A 25,596-nucleotide genomic window follows, 5' to 3' on the forward strand; every position below is an offset into this window, starting at 1 on the left:
TCGTCAAGGGGGTGGCGGGGCGCCTTCTTTGCACGTTTTAATCATCGGGGTTCCTCCAGGTACGGGAGGGGCAGTGGGGCTGGCCGACTGGCTCGCCCGGACAGGTGCGTGCTGGTGGCCGCTCGCGTGTCGTGGACCGCGAACCAGTCCGGGAAGGTCTGGAGAGTTGAACCTCCACACGTGATGGCGGCTTTCTCAGCCGGCGGAGTGCTGGAAGCCGCGCAGGATCGCGGCGAGCCCCAGCTCGAAGTGGTCGTCGAGGGTGGTGGCGTCGGCGGCTTCGGCGAGCAGCTTGTAGTCGGGGCTGCCGGGCCGGGGTTTGCGGCTGCGCCGGCCACGCCGATGCCGGTGATCTCGCCCAGCTCGCCCGAGCCGATCAGCTCGCGCAGCGCGGGAACGGCCGTGGAGCCGAGGTTCTGGAAGCCGACCCGGCAGGCCAGCCCGGTCTCGCGCACCGCCGCGGCGATCCGCTCGAAGCCCGCGAGCGACGCGGCGGGAGGTTTCTCCAGCAGCAGGTGAGATCCGGCGCGCAGCGCTGTCACGGCGAGATCGGCATGCGTGTTGATCGGGGTGCACAAGATGGTGATCTCCGCGCCGGTGCGTTCGATCAGCTCGCCGAGGTCCTCGGGCCTCGCCTGTTCGGGCGCGCCGAGGCCCTGCAGCCAGGTGGCGTCCACGGGACGGACGTCGCAGACGCCGACCAGCTCCACCGGTCCTCCTGCGGCCAGCGCGCGCACGTTCTCGAGGTGCTAGCGGCCGTGACCGTAGGCGCCCGCCAGCACGACTTTGGTCAGCTCCATGTCAGCCCCAGCCCTCTGGCGCCCGCCGAACGCAGCTCGGCGCCCTCGATCACGACGGGATACGGCGCGGCCAGCAGGCCCAGGTCGGTCAACGTGGCGTCCTCCACCTTCTCCACCATGGCCGGATGCGGCAGAGCCAGGGCCAGCTGCCCCGACAGCTCGGTGAGCAGGTGCGGGTGAACCGGCACGTCGAAGGCGTGGGCCAGCCCCGCGATCCGCAGGAACGGGGTGATGCCGCCGACCCTGACCACGTTCGGCTGGACCACGTCGCAGGCGCCCGCTGTCAGCAGGTCGCGGAAACCGTGAACGGTGTAGACGTTCTCGCCGACCGCCACGGGCACGTCGATGCTCCGGCGCAGCTCCACGTGCGCGGCCAGGTCGTCGGCGGGCAGGGGCTCCTCGATCCAGTGCAGGTCGTACGGCGCGAGCGCGGCGATCGCGCGACGGGCGCGGTGCAGGTCCCACCGCTGGTTGGCGTCGATCATCAGCGTCGTGGCGGGGCCGACGGCCTCGCGGACCGCGGCGACCCGCTCGACGTCCTCGGCCAGATCCGGCCTGCCCACCTTGATCTTGACGGCGCGATGGCCGGCCGCGATCCAGCGTCCGGCCTGCTCGACCAGCTCGTCCAGGGAGTAGTGCAGGTTGACGCCGCTGCCGTACACCGGGACCGTGTCGCGGCGGGCGCCCAGCACGTCGACGAGCGAGGACTCGCCGCAGCGCAGGTCCCACAGCGCCAGGTCGACTCCGGCCATGGCGATCGTGGTCAGCCCGCCGCGTCCCGCCTCGCTCAGGTGCCTGGACAGCCGCTCCCACGCCGGTTCCGGATGGGCGGGCATGCCGGTCAACGCCTCGCGGATGTCGTCGTCCAGGAGCGCCTTGACGGCCTTCGCCCCGATCTGCGGGGTCCACGAGAACCCCGTGCCCACCCGGCCGTCCTCCAGCGTGACCGTGCAGACGATCACATGGTTGTACGGCACGTCGGCGCCCCACGGCCTGCGCAGCGGCACCGAGCGCAGCTCCGTCACCAGTTCCTTGATCATGCCGCCACCAGCGAGAGACCGGTTTCGATGAGCGTGTCGAGGTCGGTCAGCGGCGGCAGCACCGGGCCGACCTCCAGCCCGCGCAGCCGCGGCCGGTCCACGTCGCCCAGGCCGTCCTTCGGTCCGATCGCGCCGGGGACGCGGGCCGGTTCGACCACGTCGGCGGGGTCGAGGACGACCGAGTCGCGCTGGTGGACGATCACCGGCGGCTCGGCGGCGACGGCGCCGTCACCGTCGAAAGGTGTCACAGGGAGGAACAGGACGCCGCTGAGGTTCATCGTCAAGGCTCCTTCAGGAGTGTTCGGTGCGCCGGCTGCGCTTGGCCTGCCGGCCGGCCGCTCGGCCTCGGCGGGGGAGAAGGCGGGAAGAGCGCAGGTGAGAGCGTCGGCGGGGAGTCTGCCCACGGCTTTCCTTCCGGTACTGCAACCAGTTGCACAAAACAGTGTCGGCCAAGGCGGATGACGTCAAGAGCCTCATCACGGCAACCCCCTCGAACTGCGTACCTCTCCACCGGGAGATCGGCTGCTCTTCGGCAACCGCTAGCAAACCGGCACTGATCGCGAGATTGTTTTCGCGATGACCTACGTCCAACGCGGCCATCGCCGGCTGAGCGACCACCAACCATCTCCGCCGTACGGCTCGCGCGGCCGTGCGGCGGCCACTCGGGGAGAAGAGATGAGATACGCCCTCGTCGGGCTCGGCCACCGCGCCCAGATGTACGTCGACGCGCTGCTCGGAGACTGGCGCGACGCCGGTACGGTCGCCGCGTTCTGCGACACCAACCGCACGCGCATGGACTACTACGTCGAGCGGGTCGGCGCTCCGGTGCCCTGCTTCGCGCCCGGCGACCTCGGCGCGATGCTGAAGCTGTGCGACGCGGTGGTCGTCGCGACCGTGGACGCCACGCACGCCCGCTACGTCGTCGCAGCGCTCGAGGCCGGCCCTCTGGACGGGATCCGCAGCGTCATGGTCGGCGCCTCGGCCAACGAATCGATCCGCACCGGCAGGCCCGTCCACCTGACCGACGGCGGCACCCGCATGGCGTCAGCCGGCCTGTGACGCGCGAGCACCTGCGGCACCTCGGCGAGTTCTCCGGGCTCGCCAGGATCGCCGCCGAACAGCGCGCCCTGTTTCCAGTGCCGGGGCCCGGCCTGCGGGTGCGGGCCCGCGACCTGGTGGGCGTCCTCGACCTGACCGCCGACGACCCGCGCGTCGAACGGACCTGGATTTCCGGCGCGCTGTCGGGAGAGAAGCTCTCGTGGCACTTCGGGTACGGCCCGCTGCGCCCCCGCGAGCCGGATAGCGGGGCGCTCCACTGCCACGCGGGCATGAAAGGGGCGGGCGAGTAGAAGATCGCCGACTCGCCGTTGAAGGTCTTCGGACGCTTCGCCGCGTCGGGGACGCGCCTCAGCGTGAAGCCACGATCGTGGCGAGCGCGAGGCAGGCGGCGCCGCGGGCGTGCGCGCTGTCGTCCCACCGCCGGACGATGATGTCCAGCGCGGACAGGACGCCGCCCTCGACCGCGGGGCGGAAGCCTGGCTCCAGGTACGGCCACAGCACGTGGCTCTCACCGATCACCGTCAGCGCGCGCACGGCCAGCACGTTCACCACCCCCGCCACGGCCCTGCCCAGGATGGCGCCGCGCTCGGCGAGCAGGTCGCGGATGCCGGGCGCGTCGCGTTCCGCCAGCCGTACCAGGCCGGCGAGCGTCAGGTCGGCGTCGGCCAGCCCGCGTGCGTGGGCTTCGGCGATCAGCGCGTCGGTGGCCAGGTAGGCGTCCAGGCAGCCGCGGCGGCCGCACACGCACGCGGGCCCGTCGGGGCCGATCGGCACGTGACCGAATTCGCCCGCCACCCCGTCGGGCCCGCGGTGGACGCGCCTGCCGAGGACAATGCCGACGCCGACGCCGTCGCCGATGGCGAGCACGAGGAAGTCGTCGTGGTCGCGGCCGGTGCCGAACAGCAGCTCGGCCGTGGTGCTGGCCCTGGTGTCGTTGTCGATGAGCACCGGCACGGGCAGGCGGGCGGCCAGCAGCGGGCGCAGCGGCAGGCCGGTCCAGCCCAGACGCGGCGACAGCCGCAGGCTTCCCGCCGCGCGGGACCTCGGCCTGGCCGCGGCGGGCGCGCCTGGGTGCTGTTCGCGATCATTCTACTGGTGACGGCCGTACAGTTCGTGGGCCAACGACGCTGGGTGCACTATGAGAGCTAGATCCGTCGTGTCCCACGCGCTGCTGGCGGCGGTCGCGCTGACCTTCCTGTATCCGCTGATCTTCGCGGTGGCCACCGCGCTCAAGCCGCCGGGCGAGACCTTCGCCACGACGTCTCTGCTGGGTTCCGAGCTGCGCTGGCGCAACTTCTCCGACGTCTTCGCGTATGTGCCGTTCCACCGCTACATCATCAACGGCATGCTCGTGGCGGGCGCGGGAACCGTGGTCGTGCTGGCCGCCTCGGCCCTGTCGGCCTACGCTTTCGCCGCGCTGCGCTGGCGGGGGAGGGAAGGCGTGTTCCTGCTGTTCATGGCCACGCTGATGGTGCCGCAAGAGGTGCTGGTCGTGCCGATGTTCCTGCTCATGCAGGCCCTCGGCTGGGTCGACACCTACCAGTCGCTGATCTTCCCCTGGGCTTTCACCGCGTTCGGCGCCTTCCTGCTGCGCCAGTTCTTCAGGAGCGTGCCACGCGAGCTGCGCGAGGCGGCCAGGATGGACGGCGCGGGCGAGCTGCGCACCTTCCTGCAGATCATGCTGCCGCTGGCCAGGCCCGCGATGGGCGTGCTGGCCGTCTTCACCTTCATCGGCTACTGGAACAGCTTCCTCTGGCCGCTCATCATGATCAACGACGTCACCGAGCGGGGCACCGTACCGCTGGGCCTGCAGCTGTTCTTCGGCCAGAACGGCAACCAGTGGCACCTGGTGATGGCCGCCTCGATCATCTCCGTCCTGCCGACCCTGCTGCTGCTCATCGCACTGCAGAAGCACCTGGTCAAAGGCATCGCCGCGGCCGGGCTGGCCGGTCGTTGAAAGGAATGCATGCTCACCTTCGACAGACGTGTCGGACCCGACCTCGGACCTGACGCGCCCGCCTATCCTCAGCACGAGATGCCTTCCTGGTATCGCGACGCCAAGTTCGGCGTGTTCGTCCACTGGGGCCTGTACTCCATTCCCGGCTGGGCGCAGCCCCGGCTTCCCGGCGAGCACGTGCCCGTGGAGCTGGAGTACCACCACCACCAGTACGCCGAGTGGTACGCCAACACGGTCCGCATCCCAGGCTCGCCGACTCGCCTCCTGCACGAGCGGGAGTACGGCGTGGGCACCTCGTACGAGGACCTCGCCGACTCCTGGACGGTCGAGAAGTTCGACCCGCGCCAGTGGATGCGGCTGTTCGCCGACTGCGGCGCCCGGTACGTGGTGCCCACGGCCAAGCACCACGACGGCTTCTGCCTGTGGGACACCGCCACCACGTCCTTCAGCAGCGCACGCCGCGGCCCCCGCAGAGACCTGATCGCCGAGCTGGCGGGGGCCGCACGCCAGGCGGGGCTGCGATTCGGCCTCTACTTCTCCGGCGCGCTCGACTGGCACGTCTCCGACTTCGCGCCGATCCGGTCGGCGACGGACTTGTTCACCCTGCGCCGCAACGACGAGGCGTTCGCCAGGTACAGCTTCGACCAGGTCACGGAGCTGATCGGCAGGCACGCTCCCGACGTCCTGTGGAACGACGTCGACTGGCCCGACTCGGGCAAGGCGACCGATTCCTTCAGCCTGCGGGCGCTGTTCGAGCGCTACTACGAGCAGGTGCCCGACGGGGTGGTCAACGACCGGTGGGGGGTGCCGCACCTGGGCTACCGCACCCGCGAGTACCACTCGGAGGAGCGGGTCACGCCCTGGGTGTGGGAGGCGACGCGCGGGCTCGGGACGTCGTTCGGGTACAACAGGGCCGAAGACGACCGTCATCTCATCGGCCATGGGGAGCTGGTGCGCCTGCTGGTCGACACGGTCGCCAAGAACGGCAACCTGCTGCTCAACATCGGCCCGCGAGCCGACGGCTCGCTGCCGGAGGCTCAGGTCGCGCGGCTGCGCCACCTGGGCGACTGGCTGAAGTCGCACGGCGACGCGATCTACGGGACCAGGCCGTGGGCCCGGTACGCGGAGCCGGTCGGCGCTCCGGTCCGCTACACGGTGAGTCCGGACGGCGTGCTCAACCTGATCGCCATGGACCCGGCGGCGGGATGGGTGCGGGTCGCGGAGGACCTGGTCGAGAGCGCGAGGGCCACGGCTTCGTGGGGTGATGTGCCCGCGGTCGTGGACGCTTCGGGTCACGTGGCGATCCCACCGGGGCTGCGAGGGCTGCCCGCCGCTGTGCTGACCCTGCGTCCCGCCCACCCGGGCGCCGCCTGATCGCCACCCGCCACGGTTGATCGTCCTGCTCAGCGGTGCGCCGCTGGGGGAGAGGGGGAGAGGCGCCACGGGTGGCGGCGCACGGGTCAGTCGGCCGGGCTGTGCCGCGCCGGCGACGGGGCGAACGTGCGCAGCAGGTAGCGGCGCTGTCGGTTGGTCAGCTCGCCCACACCGGCATCAGCAGCGATCTTGCCGGTTTTCAGCAACCTGCCGACCTGATCGGCGCTGCGGCCGGGCAGCCCCTGCAGCAACCAGCCGATGGGGACGGTGGTGGCGTCGGCGCGCCGCAGCAGGTCGGCCATGCTCAGGCTGCCGCCGGCCACGGCTTGGCGCAGCTGGTCGCGGCTGGTCATGGACGCCGCGCCGTGCGGGCCTGAGGCCACGGTCTGCGGGACGGGCAACCGGCCGCCACCGGTGTGGGAATCCGACCTTGCGGCCGCCCCGGTGCCGTCCACCTGGGCGTTGGTCACGGTACGGCCCGCGGGACCGGGCGCGGGGGCGTAGGCCTTGGGCGGCGGGCCGTCCTCGAGCATGGATTGGGCCGACAGCAGCAGAACCGTGGTGGCCAGCACCGCCACCGCCGTGAGAATCACGTGACGGCGCGACAGGCGGCCGCCGCCGGCAGTGCCGGCCAGCTTGAGACCGACGACGGCGGTGCGCAGCAAGATACCGGTGATCATGCCGAGGAGCAGCGGCACGATGGCGGGCGGCAGCGGGGCGAGTGTGGCCAGGACGACGCCGAGCGCGGGGCTCAGGCAGGAGGCCAGCAGCCAGGGGGCGAGGCGCTGGCGCCCCAGATCCAGCAGTGCGGTCAGCGCCAGGCCTTCGCTGGCCGAGTGGACCATCAGGGCCGCGACCACCACTGCCGAGGCGGCCAGGGCCAGGGTGGCGCCCTCGACGACGCGGTGCACGGTGAGTGCCGCGGCGGTGCCGACCCCACCGAACAGGGCGGCCCCGACCACCTGGGTCACCCGGCGGTGCAGGCCAGGGGCATGCCTGCCGCGCCGGCTTCCGCTCTCGTGGGAGTGGCCGCATCCTTTGCGTGTGAAGTAGGTGATGACCGCGAATCCGAACGCGGTGGCCAGTCCGAGCAGCCATAGCGGGGTGTCGGTTTCGGAGGCTTCGTGCCAGGCGTCGGGCAGCAGCTCGATCAGGGCGGTGATGAGCATCAGCGCGGAGGCGATGGCCAGCCACACGGTGATCTTCTGGGCCTTGCGGCGCGCCAGCCAGGCGCCCGCCAATGTCGACAGCGCCACCAGCAGGACCGCGGCCCAGGTGCCGTAGTCGGCCGAGGCGAACCACCCGGCCGGCAATGACGGCGCCGGCCATGCCGATGGCCGCGCCACCGGAAACGCGGCCGGGCCGGCGGGTGAGGGAAGATCGGGGCGGAGCGCGTGGTGCAGGGCCAGGGCGAGTGCGGGCGCCCCGGATGGCAGGAACATGACGCTGCCTTTCTGATGCGGATGACGCAAGGAAGGGAGATCTCTAACGGGGCCTGTCATCGATCGCCGGTGGCGTGGGGCGGTCATGCACGGTGGTTGGTCTCGGGCGGGGGCTGCGCCGGCACGAGCGAGCCGGAAACGGACATCCCAGCGGACGGGTGCCCGGGCCGATACGCGGATGGGTGGAAGGCGGGGCCCGGCTGGGGGCCGGGGAATTGATCGGTGGGAGCGCTGGGCCGCGCGGGCGTGAGGGGGTCGGGCGTCACGGGGGCGGCGAGCAGGCGCCGGAGCTGGGCGAGATGCGCTGCCAGTCCGTCGTGCAGGTAGTGGCCATGGTCGGTGGCCAGGCTGGAGAGCTGGCCGAGGTGGTAGTCGACCAGGTGCCGGTAGGGGGTGTGGGCCTGCTCCAGCAGGCCGCGGGCGGACTGCTGGGCCTCGTCGTGAATGATCTGGGCGCGTGCCCGTGCCTGGTGGAGGATCTGGTGGGCCTGCTGCTCGGCGGCGGCGAGCAGCTCGTCGGCTTCGCGCCTGGCCTCGGCTTCCGTGGGGGAGGGCGCCGGTTCGGCGGTCGGCCGTACGGCCAGCTGCTCGCGCAGGTGCGTGTTGTCGTCCCACAGCTGGGCCAGGCTGGTCTCCACGCGCGTCAGAAAGGCGTCGACCTCGGCCAGGTCGTAGCCCTCTCGCAGCCGCACCACGCTGAAGACCTGGTGGTGGACCGCCATCGCGGTGAGCACATCGGGGTCGGCGTGCGCGCGGCCGGCCGACATCGCCCGCCGGTGGTCGGCGCGGCCTGACTCGTGGGGGCCCCGGTCATGGTTGTTGTGGTCGTGGTCGGACCTGTCATGGTCGGCATGCATGCCTGACACCAACTTTCACCATCGGCGGCACGTACATCCGGCTAGGCGTCCTCGGCGGGCGACACGTGCCCGCCACAGGTGCCGCCGCATCCCTCCGCTTGCGGCTCAGAGCACTCGTCGTGGCCGTGATCGTGGTCGTGGTCGGCGTGGACATGGGTCATGTCGATCTCCAGACTGTTGAGGAATGCCATTTCCATACGGAGAGTAGTTGGTTGATTGCACTGTGTTTAAACATGTGACCAGCTGTTCAGAAGTAAAGGTGAGAGCGTCACGGCAGAAGCGGACCGCGTCCGCAGCCGACCCGGCACACGTTCGCTCCCCGACGACAAGGAGTCGCGCACATGCCCGAACATCGACCACACGGGCACGGACACGGGCACGGACACGGACACGGGCACACGGTCAGCGCGCACACCGACCGGCGGTATCTCGGCGGGGCGCTCGGCCTGATCACGGCCTTCATGGCGGCAGAGGTGGTGATCGGCGTGCTGGCGGGGTCGCTGGCGTTGATCTCCGATGCCGGGCACATGCTCACCGACGCCATGGCGATCACCTTGGCCCTGGTCGCGATGCGCATCGCGGCCCGCCCCCCGCAGGGCGGCTTCACCTACGGCCTCAAACGCGCCGAGATCATCTCCGCCCACGTCAACGGCGTCACGCTGCTGCTGCTGGCGATCTACTTCAGCGTCGAAGGCATCGGCCGCCTGGTCGAGCCCTCACCGGTGGAGGGCCTGTTCGTGGTGATCACTGGGCTGGCCGGTATCGCCGTCAACCTGGCCGCCACCTGGCTGCTGTCCAAGGCGAACCGCGCCAGCCTCAACATCGAGGGGGCCTACCAGCACATCCTCAACGATCTGATCGCCTTCATCGCCACCACCGCCGCGGGCGCCATCGTGATGCTGACCGGCTGGACGCGCGCTGACGCGATCGCCGCCCTGGTGGTGGCGGCGCTGATGTTCAAGGCCGGGTGGGCGCTGGTCCGCGACGCCGGCCGGATCTTCATGGAGGCCGCCCCTGCCGGGATGGACCCGGCCGACATCGGCCGTCAGTGCGCCGCCGCGGACGACGTGGTCGAGGTCCACGACCTGCATGTGTGGGAACTCACCTCCGGCTACGCCGCCCTGTCGGCGCACATCCTGGTCGCGCCTGGCGCCGACTGTCACGATGTCCGCCTGGGCGTTCAGGCCCTGCTGCGCGACAGCTACGGCATCGAGCACGCCACCCTGCAGGTCGATCACACGCCCGCAGACGCCGACGGCGCCGCGCCCCGGCTGGTCACGCACTGCGCGGACCCGCACGGCCCGACCCATCACGGCCCGCCCCGTCCAGAGCCTCGCTCCACCGCTTCGCCGGCGCCGACGTCCTCGTGCAAGCGCGAAGGCACCCCGTGACCAGCCGGGCGCAGCCGGGGGCCGCCCCATGAGGAGCCCAGCGGATCGGCAGGTGAGCGCGATCGACCACTGCACCGCGCGCGTGGTCGACGCCGACCGCGTCGCGTCGGTGGTCTCCCGGATGCCCACCGAGGCCGACCTCGCCGACACCGCCGACGTCTTCGGCCTGCTGGCCGATCCCGGCAGGCTGCGGCTGCTGCTGGCCCTGCTGCAAGGCGAACTGTGCGTGTGCGACCTGGCCGTGGTCGCCCAGTTGAGCGAATCGGCCGCCTCCCACGCGCTCCGCCTGCTCCGCGCGCACCGCGTGGTCGCGGTACGGCGCGCCGGGCGTATGGCCTACTACCGGCTGGACGACGCCCACGTGCGGCTGCTGCTGGATCTGGCGCTCGCACACACCGAGCACACCGAAGCCGTCCACCCCGAACGCGAGGCCCCCTGACCCGCTGCGTGATCGAGGGCGGACCGCCCTGCCGCCGTCGTCACCCCGACAACCAGCCCGCCTGCCATCGCCGAGGATTTCACCGTCTGCATCCGCGACCAGGCCGACCGTAAGCCGGACAGCCTTGCCGCCGGTGTCGTGAAGGCGGGCATCGTCAGGCGCCTGGCGAACACCCCGCTGTCACGGTAGGAGATCGCGCCAGCGCTCGGCGGAGGCCAGCGTGTCCAGACTGATCCGCTCCAGGAACGCCCCGCTCGCGAGCAGCCGGCGCCCCACTGGCGTGTAGAGCCCGAAGGCCTCTGCCGCCTTCTTCGTGGCCTCGGCCGCCTCCAGCGTCTGCCGTGAGCTGTGCACCATCGAGCGGTACCACGCGTCGTCGTCCATCACGTAGATGTCGCGCCGCCGCTGCGGATCGCGCTCGCGCCTGATCAGTCCTTGGTTCGTCAGGTAGCCGACGGCCGTGGAGACCGACGCCGGGCTGATCTTGAGCCTGCGGGCCAGCTCGGCCGCGGTGAGCCTGCCGTCGTCGGTCAGCCACAGGCTGATGAGCACGCGCGCCATCATCTTCGGCATGCCCATCCTGACGGCCATCGTCACGGCCTCGTCCGCCGCCTCGCCCGCCGCGCCGTCCGGCTCTCCGGCCGCAGAGGGGGGCGCGGGCGTCCCGCGCCGCGCCCGCCGCTCCGTCGCCCGGTGCGCCCGCTCGGGCCGGTAACCGCTCGGGCCGTCGTTACGGTTGATCTCCCGGCTGATCGTCGAGGTCGGCCGGTCGAGCCGCCGGGCGATCTCGGCATAGGAGAGACCGTCGGCGAGCCCCGCCGAGATGCGCTGGCGGTCCTGCTGGGTCAACCTTCCTCCTGGCATGACGCCATTATTGCGTTCGCCGTCACTCCATTGCAACACGGCATTGCATTTGGATTCATCGTCATTGCATCAATTTTCCCGCGCCTAGCTGCAATTTCATATACCTGCCGATTGACGATTGTTTTGAACGCAACATAGCTTTCAAGGCATGACGAACACGTACTATCGCGACCAAGGGCCGGTCATGCCGTCCCTCGACCGCCCCATCGGCTGCCCCTTCGACCCGTCCCCGGAGGTCACCGCGCTGCGCGCCGAGCTCCCGATCGCTCGCTTGGCCGCGCCCGAGGGCGCACCGGGCGTCTGGTTGGTCACCGGCTACGAGCTGGTCCGCAAGATCCTCGCCGACCCGCGCTTCAGCTCCCGCTACGAGACGCAGTACCACCCGCTCATGGGCGCGCACCTACCGCCCGCGCCGATCGGCGACCTGACCGGCATGGACGCGCCCGAGCACACCCGCATCCGCAAGATGCTGGCCGGCAAGTTCACCGTCCGCAGGATGAACCAGCTCACCGAGCGGGTCACTGAGATCACCCGGACCCAGCTCGACGAGATGGAGAAGCAGGGGCCGCCGGCCGACCTGGTCCAGGTCTTCGCCCACCCCATCCCGGCCCAGATGATCTGCGAGCTGCTCGGCGTGCCGTACGGCGAGCGCGCGGACTTCATGGGCTTCACCCAGTCCGTCTCCAGCGGCGACGACCCGGAAGCGCAGTTCGCGGCCTTCGCCCAGCTCGGCGAGTACCTGCAGAACCTCGCCCGCGCCAAGCGCGCCAACCCCACGGACGACCTGCTCAGCGACCTGACCGCGAGCGACCTGACCGAAGACGAGCTTGGTGGCGTGGCCGCCTTCTTGCTCGGCGCGGGCCTGGACACCACGGCCAACATGCTGGCACTCGGGACCTTCGCGCTGCTGCGGAACCCCTCGCAGCTCGCCGCCCTGCGCGACGACCCGAGCCTGGTCGAAAGCGCGGTCGAGGAACTGCTGCGTTACCTGTCCATCGCCACCACCGGCATGCGTGGCGTGCTGGAAGACATCGAGCTCGGCGGCGCGCCGCTCAAGGCCGGCGACACGGTCATCATCGCGGTCAACGCCGCCAACCGGGACCCGGCCAAGTTCCCCGACCCCGACGTGCTGGACTTCCGCCGCTCGGCCGCCGGGCACCTGGCCTTCGGCCACGGCATCCACCAGTGCCTCGGCCAGCAGCTCGCCCGTGTCGAGATGCGCGTCGCCTTCCCGGCGCTGCTGGCCCGCTTCCCGTCGCTGCGGCTTGCCGTACCGGCCGAAGAGGTGCCGCTGCGCGACCCCATCCAGATCTACGGCGTGCGCAGCCTGCCGGTCACCTGGGAGTGAACCCCATGCAGACCTTCGAGACCTCCGGCCCGATCCACGACGTTGTGGAGCCGGGCGTAGGCCATCTGACGATTCACGCCTCCGGCGACGTCGAGGCCACCGCCGAGCTGCGCGTCTCCACCACCTACGGACACATCACCCTGAGGAGAACGGCTTGAGCCTCCCCGCCATCTCGGTGACGGGACTACGCAAGTCGTACGGCTCGCACCGCGTGCTCGACGGCATCGACCTCACCATCCCGCAGGGCACGATCTTCGCCCTGCTCGGCCCCAACGGCGCCGGCAAGACCACCACCGTGCAGATCCTGTCCACCCTGATCAAGGCCGACGCCGGCGAGATCTGGGTGGCCGGGCACGACCTGCACAGGGAACCCGACGAGGTGCGCGCCGCCATCGGCGTCACCGGCCAGTTCTCCGCCGTGGACGGCCTGCTCACCGGCGAGGAGAACCTCCGGCTCATGGCCGACCTCCTCCATCTCGGCCGCTCCCGTCGTCAGAGGCGCGTCCAGGAGCTGCTGGAACGCTTCGACCTCACCGATGCGGCAGGCAAACCCGCGGCCACCTACTCCGGCGGCATGCGCCGCCGCCTCGACCTCGCCATGACCATGGTCGGCACGCCCAAGCTCATCTTCCTCGACGAGCCGACCACCGGCCTGGACCCGCGCAGCCGCCGCACCATGTGGCAGATCGTCAGGGACCTCGTCTCCACCGACGGAGTCACGATCTTCCTCACCACCCAGTACCTGGAGGAGGCCGACGAACTCGCCGACCGCATCGCGCTGCTCAGCCAGGGCGAGCTGGTGGCCCAGGGCACCGCGGAGGAGCTCAAGCGGCTGGTCCCCGGCGGCCACATCGTCGTGCGCTTCGCCGACCCCGACGGCTACCGCAGGGCGGCCGGCCACCTCGGCGCCACCTCGCGCAACGACGCGGCGCTCACCGCGCAGATCCCCGACGCCGGCGGCGTCAAGACGCTGAAGAAGCTCCTGGAGTGGCTGGACGCCCAGGCCATCGATGTCGCCGAGCTGTCGGTGCACACCCCCGACCTGGACGACGTCTTCCTCACCCTGACCAAGGAACCCTCCCGATGAGAGCGATCACCGACTCGACGACGATGCTGCGCCGCCAGATCAAGCACATCGGGCGCTACCCGTCGCTGATCCTCACGTACGCCGGCATCCCGGTGATCTTCCTGCTGCTGTTCGTCTACGTCTTCGGCGGCACGATGGGCGCGGGCATCGGCGGCGACCGCGCCGCCTACGCCGGCTACCTCACGCCCGGCATCATGATCATGACTATCGCCGGGGCCGCGCAGGGAACCGCGATCTCGGTGGCCACCGACATGGCGGAAGGCATCGTCGCCCGGTTCAAGACCATGGCCATCGCCCGCGTCTCGGTGCTCACCGGGCATGTGCTCGGCGCGATGGTGCAGACGTTCATCGCGATCGCGGTGGCGACCGTGGCGGCCGTGCTGATCGGCTTCCGCCCGTCCGCCTCGGCGCTGGACTGGCTCGGCGTGGTCGGCGTGCTGGCCATGTTCACCTTCGCCATCACCTGGCTGTCGGTGGCGCTCGCCATGGTCTCCAAGAGCGTGACCACGGCCAGCAACCTGCCGATGCCGCTGATGCTGCTGCCGTTCCTCGGCAGCGGCTTCGTCCCGACCGAGTCGATGCCGGCGGGGCTACGCTGGTTCGCGGAGCACCAGCCGTTCACCCCGGTGATCGATACCCTGCGCGGGCTGCTGGCCGGCCACCCGGTCGGCTCCAGCTTCCTGGAGGCGGCCATCTGGAGCGCGGTCATCGCCCTGGCCGGATACCTGTGGGCTCGGAGGCTGTACAACCGATGAAGATTACTGTTGACCAGGGCAAATGCCTCGGCGCGGGACAGTGCGCACTGCTCGCCCCCGACGTCTTCGACCAGCGCGAGGAGGACGGCGTGGTCATCCTGCTGGACGCCGCGCCACCTTTGGAGTTACACGACGCAGTCAGGGAGGCCGCCGCCGTCTGCCCCGTCGCCGCGAGCTCTCTGGATGAGGAAGCGTGAGCGTCGTCGTGGTGGGGGCCTCGGTGGCAGGGCCGGCAGGCCTCGCGTGCTACGGCAGGCATCGAACGTCGACAAAGAAATCTACTTTGTAAAGGCGTCCGCCGGGGCGGCCTTCGGCCGCCCTCCCTTCAAGGACTGAAGACCCTCTTCAAAAACAAGAGCAAGGTCGAGGCGACCTTGCCGGTGGATGCGGTGGATGAAGAGCTCCACGCGCGGTCGTGGTCGTGTACGGCCTGCGCGGCGGGCGGGACCGTCAAGGCGACACTGCTGCGTCTGCTCTCCCTGAACCTCGCCCAGGCGAGGTTCAGGGGGCGTCCCAGCCGGAGCGGATGTCGGCCGCGACATCGTGCAGCAGCGCCAGGAACGCGTCGACGAGTGGTGTCAGCCTCGTGTCGGATGCGACGGCGGCGTAGAGGCGGCGGTGCAGTCGTGGCCTGGCGAGGGGGCGGTGGGTGGTGCCGGGGACGCCGGTGAGCGCGAGCCGGGAGACGAGGGCGACGCCGATGCCGGTGCCGACCAGGGCTTGGGCGACGTCGTACGACTCGGTCTCGAAGCGGACTTTGGGGGTGAAGCCTGCCTCGGCGGTGGCGCGGTCGAACTGGGTGCGGGCGGCCCGTCCGGCCAGGATGGTGACCCATGCTTCCTCGCGCAGGCGTTCCAGTGGGACGGGTGAGCCTGGGGCGGCGAGGGGGTGGTCGTCGGGTAGGACCACGACCAGGGGGTCGAGTAGTAGTTCGTGCACCGTGACGTGGGCGGGGGGTGTGAGTGGGGTGCTGTAGGTGGCGATGACGGCCATGTCGAGGCGGCCGGCGACGACCTCGTGCACTCCGCGTTCGGAGGTGACGTCCACGATGGACAGGTCTGCGTCGGGGTGGCGGTGTCGCAGGGCGGTCAGTGCCGGGGGGAGTAGGTGCAGGGCGGCGGCTTGGAAGGTTCCGATGCGCAGGCGTAGTGACAGGTGGCCGAGCAGGGCGGCGAGCTGTGCGGACGCGGTGGCCGAGGCTTGCTCGATCGTCGTGCCGTGGGTGGCCAGTAGTGCTCCGGCTGCGGTGAGTGTGGCTCCGCGTGGTCCGCGGAGTACGAGGGGGGCCGCGCATGCGCGTTCGGCTCTGGCCAGTTGCTGTGTGACGGCTGCGGGTGTGAGTCGTAGGGCGTGTGCGGCCCCTGCCAGGGATCCGTGGCGTTGGATCAGGGCGAGCAGTCGTAGGTGTCCGGGGTCGAGGGGCATTTATTTATGTTAATGCTGGGCGAAGCTTAGGTGGCTTCTCTAAAGGCTTGGGGGCGGCGAAGGTGGGTTCGTGCCTATTCATATGCCTTTGTTCGTTGTGACGACGTGGTTGCTGGCGATGCTTCCGGGCGCAGGTCAGGCGCTCATGGTCCGGCAGACGCTGGCTGGGGGACGTCGCGGGGCGCTGTCGGCCATCGCAGGCAACGCCAGCGGGTTGCTGATCTGGACCACCGCTGCGGCGGCCGGGCTCTCGGCGGTGGTGCTGGCTGACCCGGCCGCTTACGGTGTGGTGCGGGTGGTGGGTGGCATCGTGCTGTTCGCGCTGGGGGTGAGCACGTTGGCGTCCGCACGCCGTACCGTGGCGGTGGCCGAGCGGGGCGGCCGGGAGGCGGGGTTCTGGAGGGGTTACGGCATCGGCCTGGCCACCAATCTCGGCAATCCGAAGGCGGGGGTGTTCGCCGTGTCGGTCCTGCCGCAGTTCGTCAGCGCGCAGGGGCCGGTGTTCGTGTCCAGCGTCGCTCTCGGCGTCGTCTGGGCGCTGGTGAACGTCACCTGGTATCTGCTGTTCACCTGGGCGGTCGACCGTGGGCGAGCGCTGGTGTCCCGGCCGGTGGTGCATCGGTGGCTGCAGGTTCTCACCGGTGCGGTGCTTCTGGTGCTCGGAGTGGCGGTAGCGGCCGGCGACTGAGGGGCGCTTCCTGCTGCTTCGCGTCGGTCATGTGCTGTGCCTGCGTCTGGCCCGGCTACATCGGTGGGCGTAGCCGGGCCGCCTTCCCTGGGCGGATGTCGGCGCGGGGGTGCGGGGCCAGGCTGGTGCCATGTTCGGATTTCAGCGCTTCGGGTACGGCGCGGCGGCGCTCCTGCTGGCCAGCAGTGCCTTCCACGTCGTCGTGTACGCCTTCGACGGTGGAGGATGGGACGGCCCTGTGTCGTGGCGCAAGCCCATCCTGTTCGGTTTCGCCTTCGGGGTGACGCTGATCAGCCTGGTGTGGATCGCCGGGCGGTCGCGGCTCGGGGATCGGCGGGGCCGATGGCTGGTGGGGACGCTGGCGGTGGCGAGCCTGGCCGAGACGGCGCTGATCGATCTGCAGCGTTGGCGCGGTGTGCCTTCGCACCTCAACTTCGGCACACCCGTGGACGCTGCCGTCTCGGCGGTGCTGGCCGCCGTCGCGATCGTGGGGTTGATTCCTCCGATCGTCGTGATCACCGTGGTGGCCTGGCGGCGGTTCGACTCGCCCAGTATGCGGCTGGCGGTGCGCTCCGGGTTGGTGGTGCTGCTGCTCAGCCTGGTCTCCGGGGCGGCGCTCATCGCCAACGGCCGGGCCATCGCCGTGCCGCCCGAGGCGACGGACCTGTCGATCTTCGGGGCGGCGGGGCAGCTCAAGGTGCCGCATGCGGTGACTCTGCACGCGGTGCAGGTGCTGCCGGTGCTGGCCGGGGTGCTCGCGCTGAGCGGCTGGAGCGAGGCGGCCAGGGTACGGCTGGTCGCCGTGGCGGCCGCGGGTTACGGCGGGGTGGTGCTGGTCAGCGTGCTGCAGGCGGCGCAGGGGCTGGCTCCTGGTGATCTCACGGTGTTGTCGGGGGTGCTGTTGGTGGTGAGCGCGACGGCCCTGGCCGGGTCTGGGGTGGCCGCGCTCGGGCGGCTACGGCGCCGTGATCGCGACGACCACGGGCTGCCGCGCTCGGCCACCTGGTTCACGATCGGTGGTCGCCGAGGGTGACGCCCGGGGGCTGGAAGGGCGTCGTTCAGCTCGGCACGGCCGGAGCAGCGGGTTCGGCCGTGCCCGCGCCGCCGGATTGTGGGTTTGAGCTTGCGCGGGTGAGGTGTCGTCAGTGGGCCTTCTCGCCTTGGGGGTTGAGGGCGTACCACTCGGCGCCGAAGGCCTCCTTGTCCTGGCCGGTGACATCACCTGGCTTCTTGTCGTCGTGGTAGTAGTACAGCGGCCACTGGCCGTAGACGACCTGGGTTCCGCCGTCGGTGCGGCTGACGGTCTTGAGCAGGTCGGCCTTGGCGCCCTGCTCGGCCTTGGGTTCGCCCTTGGTCAGGTAGGGCGGCCACGCCTTGGCGCATGCGTCGTAGCAGTCAGACTTGCCGTTCTTGTCCTTCTCGAACAGGTAGAGCGTCATGCCCTTGCCGTCGACCAGGATCTTGCCGATGCTGGAGGAGGCGACCTTGACCGTGGCCGCTGCCACGGGTGTCGCCACGGCCGGGTAGGCCGCGACCTGTTCGGGTGTGCGGTGTTCGGGTGTGCCGCCACAGCTCGTGATCATGAGGAAGGCGGCAGCCGGAGCCAGTAGTTTCCTCATACAGCCACCACGTAAAGGATCTTCTTGTCGTTCACCGGCTTGTCGTTCCAGCTGGTGGGCGGCCTTGGTTGGTGTCAGGGCGCCTGCGGTCCGCGGTAGGGCAGGGGCTGGCTGTAGACGAGGTTGGTGGTGGTGCTGCCGAACTCCGCGAGCTCGTTGACCAATCGTTCGAGGTGGCCCATGGAGGTCGCGGCCACCTTGAGCAGGTAGCAGTCGTCGCCGGTGGTCCGCAGGCATTCCAGGATCTCGGCGCGCTCATCCAGGAGCCGGTGCAGGGGTTCGTGCCGGTTGCCCGGGTACTTCAGGCGCACGACGGCGAGCACGGCGAACCCGACCCTCTCCACGTCGACCTCGGCCCGGTAGCCGGTGATGACGCCCGCCGACTCCAGCCGTTTGACCCGTTCGGTCACCGCTGAGGCGCTGAGGCTGACGCGCCGTCCCAGCTCTGTCAGGGGAATGCGGCCGTCGCGCTGGAGCTCTTCCAGGATCACCCAGTCGGTCCCGTCGAGAATCACGGTCATTTGGCCAGGATACCGATGGATTCACGGCGAATCGAGGGCTATGCCGGGAAGAGTCTCTTCCTGCGGGGGCCATCTGGTTAATAGTCTGAATCGGTGCAGATAGGCGTGAACGTTCCCAACTTCGGCCCGGGCACCGACCCCGACACGCTCCGGCGGTGGGCGCAGACCGTGGAGGGCCTCGGCTTCGACCTGTTGATGGTCTCCGACCATGTCGTGATCACCCCGGACGTCGCCGAGCAGTACCCGGCTCCCTTCTACGAGCCGTTCACCACGCTCGCGTGGCTGGCCGGCATCACCAGTCGGGTCAGGCTCGGCACCACGGTGCTCATCGTCCCTTACCGCCATCCGCTGCTCATCGCGCGCATGGCGGCCAACCTCCACCAGCTCAGCGGCGGACGTCTCGTGCTCGGCGTGGCCTCTGGGTGGGCCCGCCAGGAGTTCGAGGCGCTCGGCGTGCCGTTCGAGCGGCGTGGCAGGCTGACCGACGAATACCTGCGCGCCGTACGCGCGGCATGGGGGAACGAGGGCGACTACGGTCCGGGGCCGATCCCGATCTGGGTGGGCGGCAACAGCGACGCGGGCATGCGCAGAGCGGTACGGCTCGGCGAGGCGTGGCATCCGCTGCGCAGGACGATGCCGTGGCTGCGTGAGGCATGGGATCGGCTGAAGACCATCGCCGACGAGGAGCGGGCGGCCGTGCCGGCCCTGGCGCCGCGCATCATGCTGCGGATGACCGACGAGCCGGTCACGGGTGCCGGACGGCGGGCGGGCGAGGGGGCGATCGGGCAGATCGTCGACGACCTCGACCAGTTGCGCGCCATGGGCGCCGAGGCCGTGGTGCTCGACCCGTTCGACGCCGATCCGGAGGACACGCGCCACCCCGAGAAGGCCTGGGATGCGCTGGCCGCCGTTGCAGCACAGACAGAAGCAGCACACACAGAAAGGCAGCAGCCATGACAGACGACGACGAGCGATTCCTGCGCAGGGCCATTGAGCTGGCCGCCGGCTCACGAGAAGGCGGCGATCCTCCGTTCGGTTCGCTCCTGGTCGGCCCGGACGGGCAGGTGCTCGCCGAAGACCACAACACCTCCGTCGCCGACCGTGACATCACCGCGCACCCCGAGCTGAAGCTGGCCAGATGGGCGGCGCGCGAGCTGGATCCGGCCACGGCGGCGGGCACCACCATGTACACCAGCTGCCAGCCCTGCGGCATGTGCGCGGGCGCGATCGAGCGGTCGGGGTTGCGGCGGGTGGTCTTCGCGCTGTCCAGCGAGCAACTCGCCGGGCTGAAGCCGGGCGGCGGCTTCCCGCGGCCGCTCCTGGAGGGGCCCGCGCTGTTCGACGAGGCCAGGGTGCCGGTGGAGGGCTACTACGGGGTCGAGGAACCCGCGGACAGCCGTCAGCGCTGAGAATGTGCAGGGCTCTCCGGCGGGTCACCCGGTGCGCGTGTCCTTCAGCGCGGAGCGCCTGTCCGCCGCTGGCGGCCAGGTGTCCATGGGCGATCAGCGGCGGCGTAGCGATGGGTCGAGCAGGGCGGGCGGAGTATCGAATTTTTCGTGTGGGGCCAGGTCGGTGCCAGGTGCGTCGATCGCGTCGATGGCGTCGAGGATGTCGGCAGTGAGCACGGTGTCTGCGGCGGCGAGTTGCGAGTGCAGGTGGTCCAGCGTACGGGGGCCGATGATCGCGCTGGTCACGGCCGGGTGCGCGGTCACGAATCCGAGCGCGAGCTGGATCATCGTCAGGCCGGCCTCGTCGGCGATCTTGGCCAGCTGCTCGACTGCGTCAAGCCGGGCGCGGTTGGAGGGGGTGGTGTCGAAGCGCTGCGGCATGAACGTCGATCGGTTGGTGGCGATGTCCTGGCCCTCGGGGATCGCGCCCGACAGCCAGCCCGAGGCCGGCGGGCTCCACACCAGCACGCCGAGCCCGTACTGCTCGGTGACGGGCAGCACGTGGGTCTCGGTCCCGCGCTGCAGGTTCGAGTAGCTGGGCTGTTCGGTGACGTAGCGGCTCAGGTGGTGGTCGCGGGCCTGATCTCCTGGTCGGCCATCACCAGCATGACCCGCCGCCTTCACGTTCATCCGAACATGATGTAAAGCAGCGCGGCCACGGTCACCAGGACGGCGCCCAAGACCAGCGCGAACAGCCGTTTCCTGTCCAGTTCGGTGTCCGGGGGCGCCTGCTTCGACAGGCGCGCCTGCCTGGCGGCCAGGGCGTCCTCCCAGTCTCCGAGCGTGTCGCGTTCCGTGAACCTGCGGATGATCAGCAGCAGGAACGGTAACGCCACGCCTGCCATGGCTATGGCGGCGCCGGGCATCCAGTCGGACGTGATCATCGTCAGCCGGATCCCGCCGATGACCAGGACGGCCGCGAGCCCAAGCGCCACTGCCGAGCGGCGGGTCAGGTTCATCGCCACCGCAGCCTTGACGGCGCCGAGCGCCACGGACAGTGAGCTGATCTCCAACTCCGCGGCCCCCTCGCCGTCGGCGAGCCATTGCTCGAGGTAGCGTTCGCGCCGCGCCTTCCTGGGCACGATCGCGGCGGCTGTGACGATGATGCCCCGGATCAGCGCGTCCACCTCAGACTCCCGGCTGGGGCAAGCTCTGGCCGATCGGCTGGCGCGCGGTCGCGTGCTTGGCGACGAGGCGGCGTGCGGCGGGCAGGGCGTCCCCCTTCAGCCGGTAGAGGCGTCGGCGTGGCCCTTTCCGTGCAGAGTCCGGCTCCCAGGTGGAGAGCACCCATCCGCTGCGCTCCAGCCGGTCGAGTACGAGGTAGCCGGTCCCCAAGGGCCGGCCTGCCGCCTTGATGATCTCCAGCCCCCATCGGGCGTTCAGGTCGGCCATCAGGGCCTCGATCACGTCCACGGTAGCGGGGGTGATCATCGACAGAGGCTGCACGATCACCACTCTATTGTCCGATGAGAGATGGCGTTGAGCGCGGCGTAACTTGTGCGGGCGGGGATGTCAGCACCCGGCAGGAGCGCCGGCACGCGCAACCGCTACCCAAGCAAGACCGCGGCCCCTGCTCGGGCAGGCCCCATCATCGGCGGCGGGGTCGAGTCTTCCGGCCTGGTCCAAGGTCGCGGGACAGCCGCTCGGAGGATCTCCCCGCGTGGCTTTGTCGATCACGTTGCCGTCCGCCGCGCAGGTCGGCGACACCCCGCGCTGCGGTTCCAGCCGATGGTTCGGCGCTGTTCACCTCGGCCCGGCCGCTGGCCGGCGTGTCAGGACGCCTCGCCCAGCTGCGGGAACAGGCGGTTTCCCAAGCAGCGCGTGAGGTACGGGACTCCGGCGGTGTCACCCGATCCGCGCGCGTCCCCGAGCATGCGTACGGCGAGCGTGCGATGCGTGGACTTCCAGCGCTGATGTATGGACTCCAACCTGCTGAGCGCTGCGTCGAGAGTCGCCCATTGCGCCGGGTTGCATTCCGCCTGGCCGTGGAGCTCGAGATACGCTGCGGTGAGGCTGTCGTGGTCGCTTTCCGCCTCGGCACGCACGACCGGCACGCTCGTGAAGGCCGCTGATCGAAAACGCGGGGCGGGCGGAGGGCCGCACAGGATCTCGAACCGCTTGTACTGTTCGGACTGGATGGCGCTGGCGCCCTCGGTGAACTGCCGGAACCCGTGGAAGTGCGCCGGCCGCATCGTGGCGACCATGCGGAACAGCGACGCGGCGCGCTCAAACACCGCGACCGCGTGATTGACGCGCGCCACGCAGGCGTCCGGGCGTCCGTCCCGCAATGCTCCGATCGCCGCCCTCAGGTCCGACGCGATCTCGGTGAAGATCATTTCATGGGTCTGCAGGACACGGATGAAGAAGTACTCGTCGTGCAGGATGGAGACCGGCTGGACGGTGAGGTCGAACCATCGGCCGGCCTCGGTGGCCGGTGGCTTTGGCAGGTGGTCGGGGAGATCCTCCAGCCGGGACCCTGCCATCGCATGAGCCGTTCTGGAGGGCTGGTCGTCGGCGTCTGATGCGTCGAGGTCATCGGCCACGAACCGCAGAGCGTGCCTGAGCCGCTTGCGTAGTGTCATCGGATCCGGCCGGTCCCGGCCCGGCGACTGCGATGAGCCGCCCGCCGCCTCGATCTCGAAGCGTAGGACGTCGGATATGAGGAGGGTGGACAACCGGGCCGGGCTCAGCCCGGAATGCTGTTCGTCCAGCAGGAGCTCCAGGAGCGGGAGCGCCAGGTACGTTCGGTTCCAGAAGCGCCCCTCATGCTTGTCCAGTATGCAGTCGAGAAACGCATCAAGAAACGGGTCGAACTCGGCACGCTGAATGCGGACATCGCTCAGCTGAACAAGCAGCCGCTCGGGCAGGAAGTGTTTCCCCGCTCGCCGGACCTGGTCTGTGACCAGGCGTGCCAAGGAAATCCCGTCGGCTTCGGCCGCGGGCTTTGCATCAGGCGGCCATCGGCCTGAATCGCACGTGTCGCGGGGATTTCTCGCGGCGGCGGCCCGAAGAGCGTGCTCGAGATTGATCACTGTGGGTCACTCCATATGGCGCCCCTTCTGGGCAGCTCGTGCCCCTTTCTAGCTGTTCATGCTTATAGGTCCCTTTCGTGTCGCTTGCAGCAGAAGCAGCCCGAGCCCGGAGAAGGAGGGACCCCCACACGACTGGGGGAGGGGAGGTGTTCGCCGAGTCGATGAGCGAGCGGTGCTCACGCAACTCCCGCACAGCCACTTTAGAAGTCGTCTCATTTGGTGAGTGGGCGGTAGTAAATCAGCGCGTGACGAGGCCGACGTAGTGCCTGGCGATGCCACTGGCCGGTTCAGCGCCTAGACTCACCTTTCATGATCCGCCTAGACGAGCAGGGCCGTCCTGAACCTCCCCTCTCGGCCGACGAGATCACCACTCTCTTGGGTTTCCTGGACTTCCAGCGCGCTACCCTGGCGTGGAAGTGCGCGGAACTGGACACGGCCGGCCTGAAGGCGACCGTCGGCGCCTCATCAATGACCCTGGGTGGGCTGCTCAAGCACCTGGCCTACGTTGAAGACGACTGGTTCTCCCGGTGGCTGCACGGGCAGGACCGGCAGCCCCCGTGGAACACGGTCGACTGGACGGCCGACCCCGACTGGGACTGGCACCCGGCCGCCGAGGATTCCCCCGAGTACCTGCATGCGCTCTGGCAGAAGGCCGTCGCCCGTTCCCGCTTCCTAGTCACCGAAGCGCTGGCCGACGGTGGTCTGGAGCGGCGAGCCCGGCGTACCTGGCCCGACGGTCGGGCACCGAGCCTGCGATGGATTCTGTGCCACATGATCGAGGAGTACGCACGGCATAACGGCCATGCCGACCTCCTACGGGAGGCGGTGGACGGGCTCACCGGAGAGTAACCGCCGCGCGAACCGTCACATCACCACGAGTCCTGACGTCACCTGGTTGAGGATGGCCGCCCATCGTGCAACTTGGTAGAACACGTGGCTCATGTGGTGAGGCGGCGGTAGCAGACGAGTGCGGCAGCGAAGCCGACGAAGGATGCAAAGTGGTCGGCCGCCGTGGCCCGCGCCGTGAGCGGATCGGCGGGATCCCGCGCACCAGCGGCTCCACCGCGAGAGTGTCGTGGGTGTTGGCCGCAGAGATCGCCACCGAGATGGGCAGACCGGTCCGCTCGGTGATCATATGGATCTTCACGCCGTTCTTGCCGCGATCGACAGGATTCGGGCCTGTCAGCTCCCCTCTTGGCTGCCCGCAGGCTGACCGAGTCGATCGCGCACCGCCAGTCCAACTCGCCGCGAGCGCCGAGCTCGTCCAGGATCACCCGGTAGAGCTTGGCCCACACCCTCGCCGCGCTCCACTCGGCGAAGCGTCGATGCACTGTCTGCCAGGAGGCACCGAAGACCGGCGGGAGCTGCCGCCAGGTGCAGCACGACCGCACAGTTCATCCCCGAGCCCGTGATGAAGATGCTGCTCGACTACTGGCACGACACCCTCACCGTCCCCGACGTCCCCCGTCCCGTTACCGCAGTGACCGGGCGGCCGGGCCGTACTCTGGCAGAGTGGGCCGCCGACCACCGAGCCGACTTCGAGGCCGCCTGACGGGACCGGGCAGACGCGATGGTCGGGCAGGAGCCGCCGAATCCGAATCCGCCCGACCCTCGTGAGCCGCCAGGACTGAGCGGACAGGGAGAGGGCGCCTGGACCGCGCCGCCGGCCAGGTGCTGTCGGCTGATGACCGTGGTAGGCGTCATCGCCCTCGCCTCCGGCGCCGTTCGGCTTTGATGGCGGCGCGGGCGGCTTGCTGGGCTTCGAGGTCCCGTCGGAGATCATCTAGGAGGGCGGCGGCTTCGCTGAATGCCGTGTTGACGGACGCAATCCGGTGTCGTAGCCGTTCGCTTGGGTCTTCCTCGGCTTCCTCCAGGCGCTCCAGGCGCTTCTTGTCGCTCGTTACATTAGAGATGAATTTGACGGCCGCAAGGCCGATGCCGGTGGCAATGAGGCTTGCCGTGTCGGGGTTTGTGATCACGCCTGTGGCTGCGAGGAAGGCGAGGCCGACAGGGGCGGTGAGCAGGAGTACACCCACGCCGGTCAGGATGAGCGCTCTACGTCGTCTTGGGCTCACGACTCCATTGGATCGCAGGCGGCGTAGCTGTGGGGATGCATCTGTTAGGGGCTGGGGAGCACGAACCTTAGCGCTTAAGGGACCTGCGCATACTCGTGGATCAGCCCGCGAGGCCATCACGGCGGATGACCTTGATATCGGCCGCAACCGGGTCGGGTTAGGCTCGTAGCGGAGCGGCCTGGCCCAAGGATCGGTGGGGGCGGTGCTCGTCGAAATGAGCCCCGTACGCGGCCAGTACCGACCGCAGATGTCGAGCGCTGACGATCAGCACCCGATCGAGGACCTCCCGGCGCAGGCCGCCGATCCACCGCTCGACGTAGGCGTTCCCCGCGGACGCAGGACCTCGCGCAATCGCCCCTTTTCGCACCGCGCGGC

The 25,596-nt window shown here is 69.9% G+C and carries 34 protein-coding genes and 1 pseudogene; 17 read left to right on the plus strand and 18 right to left on the minus strand.

Features of this window, described 5'->3' with window-relative positions; translation table 11 throughout:
* Positions 1–41 precede the first annotated feature (41 nt).
* From AB0B45_RS20095 to AB0B45_RS20105, 3 genes are all read right to left on the minus strand, one after another.
* A complete protein-coding gene (locus AB0B45_RS20095) occupies positions 42–710 on the minus strand; it encodes a Gfo/Idh/MocA family oxidoreductase (protein ID WP_358132447.1) in 669 nt (222 codons plus the stop codon).
* An 80-nt stretch (positions 711–790) separates the two neighbouring features.
* Positions 791–1,840, minus strand: a complete 1,050-nt coding sequence (locus AB0B45_RS20100) for a mandelate racemase/muconate lactonizing enzyme family protein (RefSeq protein ID WP_358132449.1) — start codon at positions 1,838–1,840, stop codon at positions 791–793.
* Entirely contained in the window at positions 1,837–2,118 is a 282-nt protein-coding gene (locus AB0B45_RS20105) for a hypothetical protein (protein ID WP_358132451.1), read from the minus strand. The genes AB0B45_RS20100 and AB0B45_RS20105 overlap by 4 nt, the downstream gene beginning before the upstream one ends.
* A gap of 397 nt (positions 2,119–2,515) precedes the next feature.
* On the opposite strand from AB0B45_RS20105, the gene AB0B45_RS20110 reads away from it, so the two are divergent.
* Positions 2,516–2,899, plus strand: a complete 384-nt coding sequence (locus tag AB0B45_RS20110) for a Gfo/Idh/MocA family oxidoreductase (protein WP_358132453.1) — start codon at positions 2,516–2,518, stop codon at positions 2,897–2,899.
* A complete protein-coding gene (locus tag AB0B45_RS20115) occupies positions 2,896–3,189 on the plus strand; it encodes a hypothetical protein (protein WP_358132455.1) in 294 nt (97 codons plus the stop codon). The genes AB0B45_RS20110 and AB0B45_RS20115 overlap by 4 nt, the downstream gene beginning before the upstream one ends.
* Positions 3,190–3,247: 58 nt before the next feature.
* On the opposite strand, the gene AB0B45_RS20120 is transcribed toward AB0B45_RS20115, so the two are convergent.
* Positions 3,248–3,922 (minus strand): ROK family protein, encoded by a 675-nt coding sequence (locus tag AB0B45_RS20120; RefSeq protein WP_358132724.1) that lies wholly within the window; start codon positions 3,920–3,922, stop codon positions 3,248–3,250.
* A gap of 115 nt (positions 3,923–4,037) precedes the next feature.
* Here AB0B45_RS20120 and AB0B45_RS20125 point away from each other — a divergent pair, with 115 nt between their 5' ends.
* Positions 4,038–4,856 (plus strand): carbohydrate ABC transporter permease, encoded by an 819-nt coding sequence (locus AB0B45_RS20125; protein ID WP_358132456.1) that lies wholly within the window; start codon positions 4,038–4,040, stop codon positions 4,854–4,856.
* Positions 4,857–4,934: 78 nt separating this feature from the next.
* The gene (locus tag AB0B45_RS20130) at positions 4,935–6,230 is read left to right on the plus strand and encodes an alpha-L-fucosidase (RefSeq protein ID WP_358132458.1); all 1,296 of its coding nucleotides are present in this window, start codon (positions 4,935–4,937) and stop codon (positions 6,228–6,230) included.
* A gap of 86 nt (positions 6,231–6,316) precedes the next feature.
* Here AB0B45_RS20130 and AB0B45_RS20135 read toward each other — a convergent pair whose 3' ends face one another.
* The 3 genes from AB0B45_RS20135 to AB0B45_RS20145 all read right to left on the minus strand — a co-directional run bounded on the left by AB0B45_RS20135 (position 6,317) and on the right by AB0B45_RS20145 (position 8,720).
* Positions 6,317–7,672 (minus strand): hypothetical protein, encoded by a 1,356-nt coding sequence (locus AB0B45_RS20135; RefSeq protein ID WP_358132460.1) that lies wholly within the window; start codon positions 7,670–7,672, stop codon positions 6,317–6,319.
* An 83-nt stretch (positions 7,673–7,755) separates the two neighbouring features.
* Positions 7,756–8,529, minus strand: coding sequence for a DivIVA domain-containing protein (locus AB0B45_RS20140; protein ID WP_358132462.1), 774 nt, complete (start codon positions 8,527–8,529; stop codon positions 7,756–7,758).
* A 41-nt stretch (positions 8,530–8,570) separates the two neighbouring features.
* Positions 8,571–8,720 carry a hypothetical protein gene (locus AB0B45_RS20145; RefSeq protein WP_358132464.1) on the minus strand — a complete coding sequence of 50 codons (150 nt, stop codon included), beginning with the start codon at positions 8,718–8,720 and terminating at the stop codon, positions 8,571–8,573.
* Between the two features lie 150 nt (positions 8,721–8,870).
* Between AB0B45_RS20145 and AB0B45_RS20150 the strand changes: the two genes are divergently transcribed.
* Together AB0B45_RS20150 and AB0B45_RS20155 are read left to right on the plus strand one after the other, a co-directional pair.
* Positions 8,871–9,920, plus strand: a complete 1,050-nt coding sequence (locus AB0B45_RS20150) for a cation diffusion facilitator family transporter (RefSeq protein WP_358132466.1) — start codon at positions 8,871–8,873, stop codon at positions 9,918–9,920.
* Positions 9,921–9,972: 52 nt separating this feature from the next.
* The gene (locus AB0B45_RS20155; RefSeq protein WP_358132467.1) at positions 9,973–10,359 is read left to right on the plus strand and encodes a metalloregulator ArsR/SmtB family transcription factor; all 387 of its coding nucleotides are present in this window, start codon (positions 9,973–9,975) and stop codon (positions 10,357–10,359) included.
* A gap of 180 nt (positions 10,360–10,539) precedes the next feature.
* Here AB0B45_RS20155 and AB0B45_RS20160 read toward each other — a convergent pair whose 3' ends face one another.
* Entirely contained in the window at positions 10,540–11,208 is a 669-nt protein-coding gene (locus tag AB0B45_RS20160) for a helix-turn-helix domain-containing protein (RefSeq protein WP_358132469.1), read from the minus strand.
* A gap of 163 nt (positions 11,209–11,371) precedes the next feature.
* Here AB0B45_RS20160 and AB0B45_RS20165 point away from each other — a divergent pair, with 163 nt between their 5' ends.
* From AB0B45_RS20165 to AB0B45_RS20185, 5 genes are read left to right on the plus strand one after another with little or no spacing between them, the layout of a single operon-like run.
* Positions 11,372–12,571, plus strand: coding sequence for a cytochrome P450 (locus tag AB0B45_RS20165; protein WP_358132471.1), 1,200 nt, complete (start codon positions 11,372–11,374; stop codon positions 12,569–12,571).
* Positions 12,572–12,576: 5 nt separating this feature from the next.
* A complete protein-coding gene (locus AB0B45_RS20170; RefSeq protein ID WP_358132473.1) occupies positions 12,577–12,729 on the plus strand; it encodes a hypothetical protein in 153 nt (50 codons plus the stop codon).
* Positions 12,726–13,658, plus strand: a complete 933-nt coding sequence (locus AB0B45_RS20175; RefSeq protein WP_358132475.1) for an ATP-binding cassette domain-containing protein — start codon at positions 12,726–12,728, stop codon at positions 13,656–13,658. The genes AB0B45_RS20170 and AB0B45_RS20175 overlap by 4 nt, the downstream gene beginning before the upstream one ends.
* Positions 13,655–14,413, plus strand: a complete 759-nt coding sequence (locus tag AB0B45_RS20180; RefSeq protein ID WP_358132477.1) for an ABC transporter permease — start codon at positions 13,655–13,657, stop codon at positions 14,411–14,413. Before AB0B45_RS20175 ends, AB0B45_RS20180 begins: the two co-directional genes overlap by 4 nt.
* A complete protein-coding gene (locus AB0B45_RS20185) occupies positions 14,410–14,610 on the plus strand; it encodes a ferredoxin (protein WP_358132479.1) in 201 nt (66 codons plus the stop codon). Before AB0B45_RS20180 ends, AB0B45_RS20185 begins: the two co-directional genes overlap by 4 nt.
* 304 nt (positions 14,611–14,914) lie before the next feature.
* Here the strand turns inward: AB0B45_RS20185 and AB0B45_RS20190 are convergent, their stop codons facing one another.
* Complete coding sequence (locus tag AB0B45_RS20190) at positions 14,915–15,838, minus strand: LysR family transcriptional regulator (RefSeq protein ID WP_358132481.1); 924 nt, start codon at positions 15,836–15,838, stop codon at positions 14,915–14,917.
* A gap of 82 nt (positions 15,839–15,920) precedes the next feature.
* Here AB0B45_RS20190 and AB0B45_RS20195 point away from each other — a divergent pair, with 82 nt between their 5' ends.
* Together AB0B45_RS20195 and AB0B45_RS20200 are read left to right on the plus strand one after the other, a co-directional pair.
* On the plus strand, positions 15,921–16,526 hold the full coding sequence (locus AB0B45_RS20195) for a LysE family translocator (protein WP_358132482.1): 606 nt from the start codon (positions 15,921–15,923) through the stop codon (positions 16,524–16,526).
* 130 nt (positions 16,527–16,656) lie between these two features.
* A complete protein-coding gene (locus AB0B45_RS20200; protein ID WP_358132484.1) occupies positions 16,657–17,559 on the plus strand; it encodes a hypothetical protein in 903 nt (300 codons plus the stop codon).
* 109 nt (positions 17,560–17,668) lie between these two features.
* Here the strand turns inward: AB0B45_RS20200 and AB0B45_RS20205 are convergent, their stop codons facing one another.
* Positions 17,669–18,145 (minus strand): hypothetical protein, encoded by a 477-nt coding sequence (locus AB0B45_RS20205; protein WP_358132486.1) that lies wholly within the window; start codon positions 18,143–18,145, stop codon positions 17,669–17,671.
* 74 nt (positions 18,146–18,219) lie between these two features.
* Positions 18,220–18,666, minus strand: a complete 447-nt coding sequence (locus AB0B45_RS20210; RefSeq protein WP_358132488.1) for an Lrp/AsnC family transcriptional regulator — start codon at positions 18,664–18,666, stop codon at positions 18,220–18,222.
* Between the two features lie 105 nt (positions 18,667–18,771).
* Here AB0B45_RS20210 and AB0B45_RS20215 point away from each other — a divergent pair, with 105 nt between their 5' ends.
* Both AB0B45_RS20215 and AB0B45_RS20220 read left to right on the plus strand, forming a co-directional pair.
* Positions 18,772–19,623 (plus strand): LLM class flavin-dependent oxidoreductase, encoded by an 852-nt coding sequence (locus AB0B45_RS20215; RefSeq protein WP_358132490.1) that lies wholly within the window; start codon positions 18,772–18,774, stop codon positions 19,621–19,623.
* Positions 19,620–20,075: a nucleoside deaminase gene (locus AB0B45_RS20220; RefSeq protein WP_358132492.1), complete on the plus strand. Its 456-nt coding sequence runs from the start codon at positions 19,620–19,622 to the stop codon at positions 20,073–20,075. Before AB0B45_RS20215 ends, AB0B45_RS20220 begins: the two co-directional genes overlap by 4 nt.
* A 93-nt stretch (positions 20,076–20,168) precedes the next feature.
* Here AB0B45_RS20220 and AB0B45_RS20225 read toward each other — a convergent pair whose 3' ends face one another.
* The 4 genes from AB0B45_RS20225 to AB0B45_RS20240 form a co-directional block, all read right to left on the minus strand.
* The gene (locus AB0B45_RS20225) at positions 20,169–20,744 is read right to left on the minus strand and encodes an aldo/keto reductase (protein WP_358132494.1); all 576 of its coding nucleotides are present in this window, start codon (positions 20,742–20,744) and stop codon (positions 20,169–20,171) included.
* On the minus strand, positions 20,741–21,241 hold the full coding sequence (locus AB0B45_RS20230) for a hypothetical protein (protein WP_358132496.1): 501 nt from the start codon (positions 21,239–21,241) through the stop codon (positions 20,741–20,743). The genes AB0B45_RS20225 and AB0B45_RS20230 overlap by 4 nt, the downstream gene beginning before the upstream one ends.
* 1 nt (position 21,242) lies before the next feature.
* Positions 21,243–21,566 (minus strand): PadR family transcriptional regulator, encoded by a 324-nt coding sequence (locus AB0B45_RS20235; protein WP_358132497.1) that lies wholly within the window; start codon positions 21,564–21,566, stop codon positions 21,243–21,245.
* A 320-nt stretch (positions 21,567–21,886) separates the two neighbouring features.
* Positions 21,887–23,146, minus strand: coding sequence for a tryptophan 2,3-dioxygenase family protein (locus AB0B45_RS20240; protein WP_358132498.1), 1,260 nt, complete (start codon positions 23,144–23,146; stop codon positions 21,887–21,889).
* Between the two features lie 309 nt (positions 23,147–23,455).
* Between AB0B45_RS20240 and AB0B45_RS20245 the strand changes: the two genes are divergently transcribed.
* Positions 23,456–23,995, plus strand: a complete 540-nt coding sequence (locus tag AB0B45_RS20245; protein WP_358132500.1) for a DinB family protein — start codon at positions 23,456–23,458, stop codon at positions 23,993–23,995.
* A 142-nt stretch (positions 23,996–24,137) separates the two neighbouring features.
* Here the strand turns inward: AB0B45_RS20245 and AB0B45_RS20250 are convergent.
* Positions 24,138–24,624, minus strand: a pseudogene (locus tag AB0B45_RS20250) (transposase); the annotation flags it as partial.
* On the opposite strand from AB0B45_RS20250, the gene AB0B45_RS20255 reads away from it, so the two are divergent.
* On the plus strand, positions 24,555–24,698 hold the full coding sequence (locus AB0B45_RS20255; RefSeq protein WP_358132735.1) for a hypothetical protein: 144 nt from the start codon (positions 24,555–24,557) through the stop codon (positions 24,696–24,698). The pseudogene AB0B45_RS20250 and the gene AB0B45_RS20255 sit on opposite strands and share 70 nt — an antisense overlap.
* Positions 24,699–24,846: 148 nt before the next feature.
* On the opposite strand, the gene AB0B45_RS20260 is transcribed toward AB0B45_RS20255, so the two are convergent.
* Both AB0B45_RS20260 and AB0B45_RS20265 read right to left on the minus strand, forming a co-directional pair.
* Complete coding sequence (locus tag AB0B45_RS20260) at positions 24,847–25,182, minus strand: hypothetical protein (RefSeq protein WP_358132501.1); 336 nt, start codon at positions 25,180–25,182, stop codon at positions 24,847–24,849.
* Positions 25,183–25,378: 196 nt separating this feature from the next.
* A complete protein-coding gene (locus AB0B45_RS20265; protein ID WP_358132503.1) occupies positions 25,379–25,588 on the minus strand; it encodes an integrase core domain-containing protein in 210 nt (69 codons plus the stop codon).
* Between the last annotated feature and the right edge of the window lie 8 nt (positions 25,589–25,596).

The sequence above is a fragment of the Nonomuraea sp. NPDC049152 genome (genome assembly GCF_040648355.1).
Lineage (GTDB): Bacteria > Actinomycetota > Actinomycetes > Streptosporangiales > Streptosporangiaceae > Nonomuraea.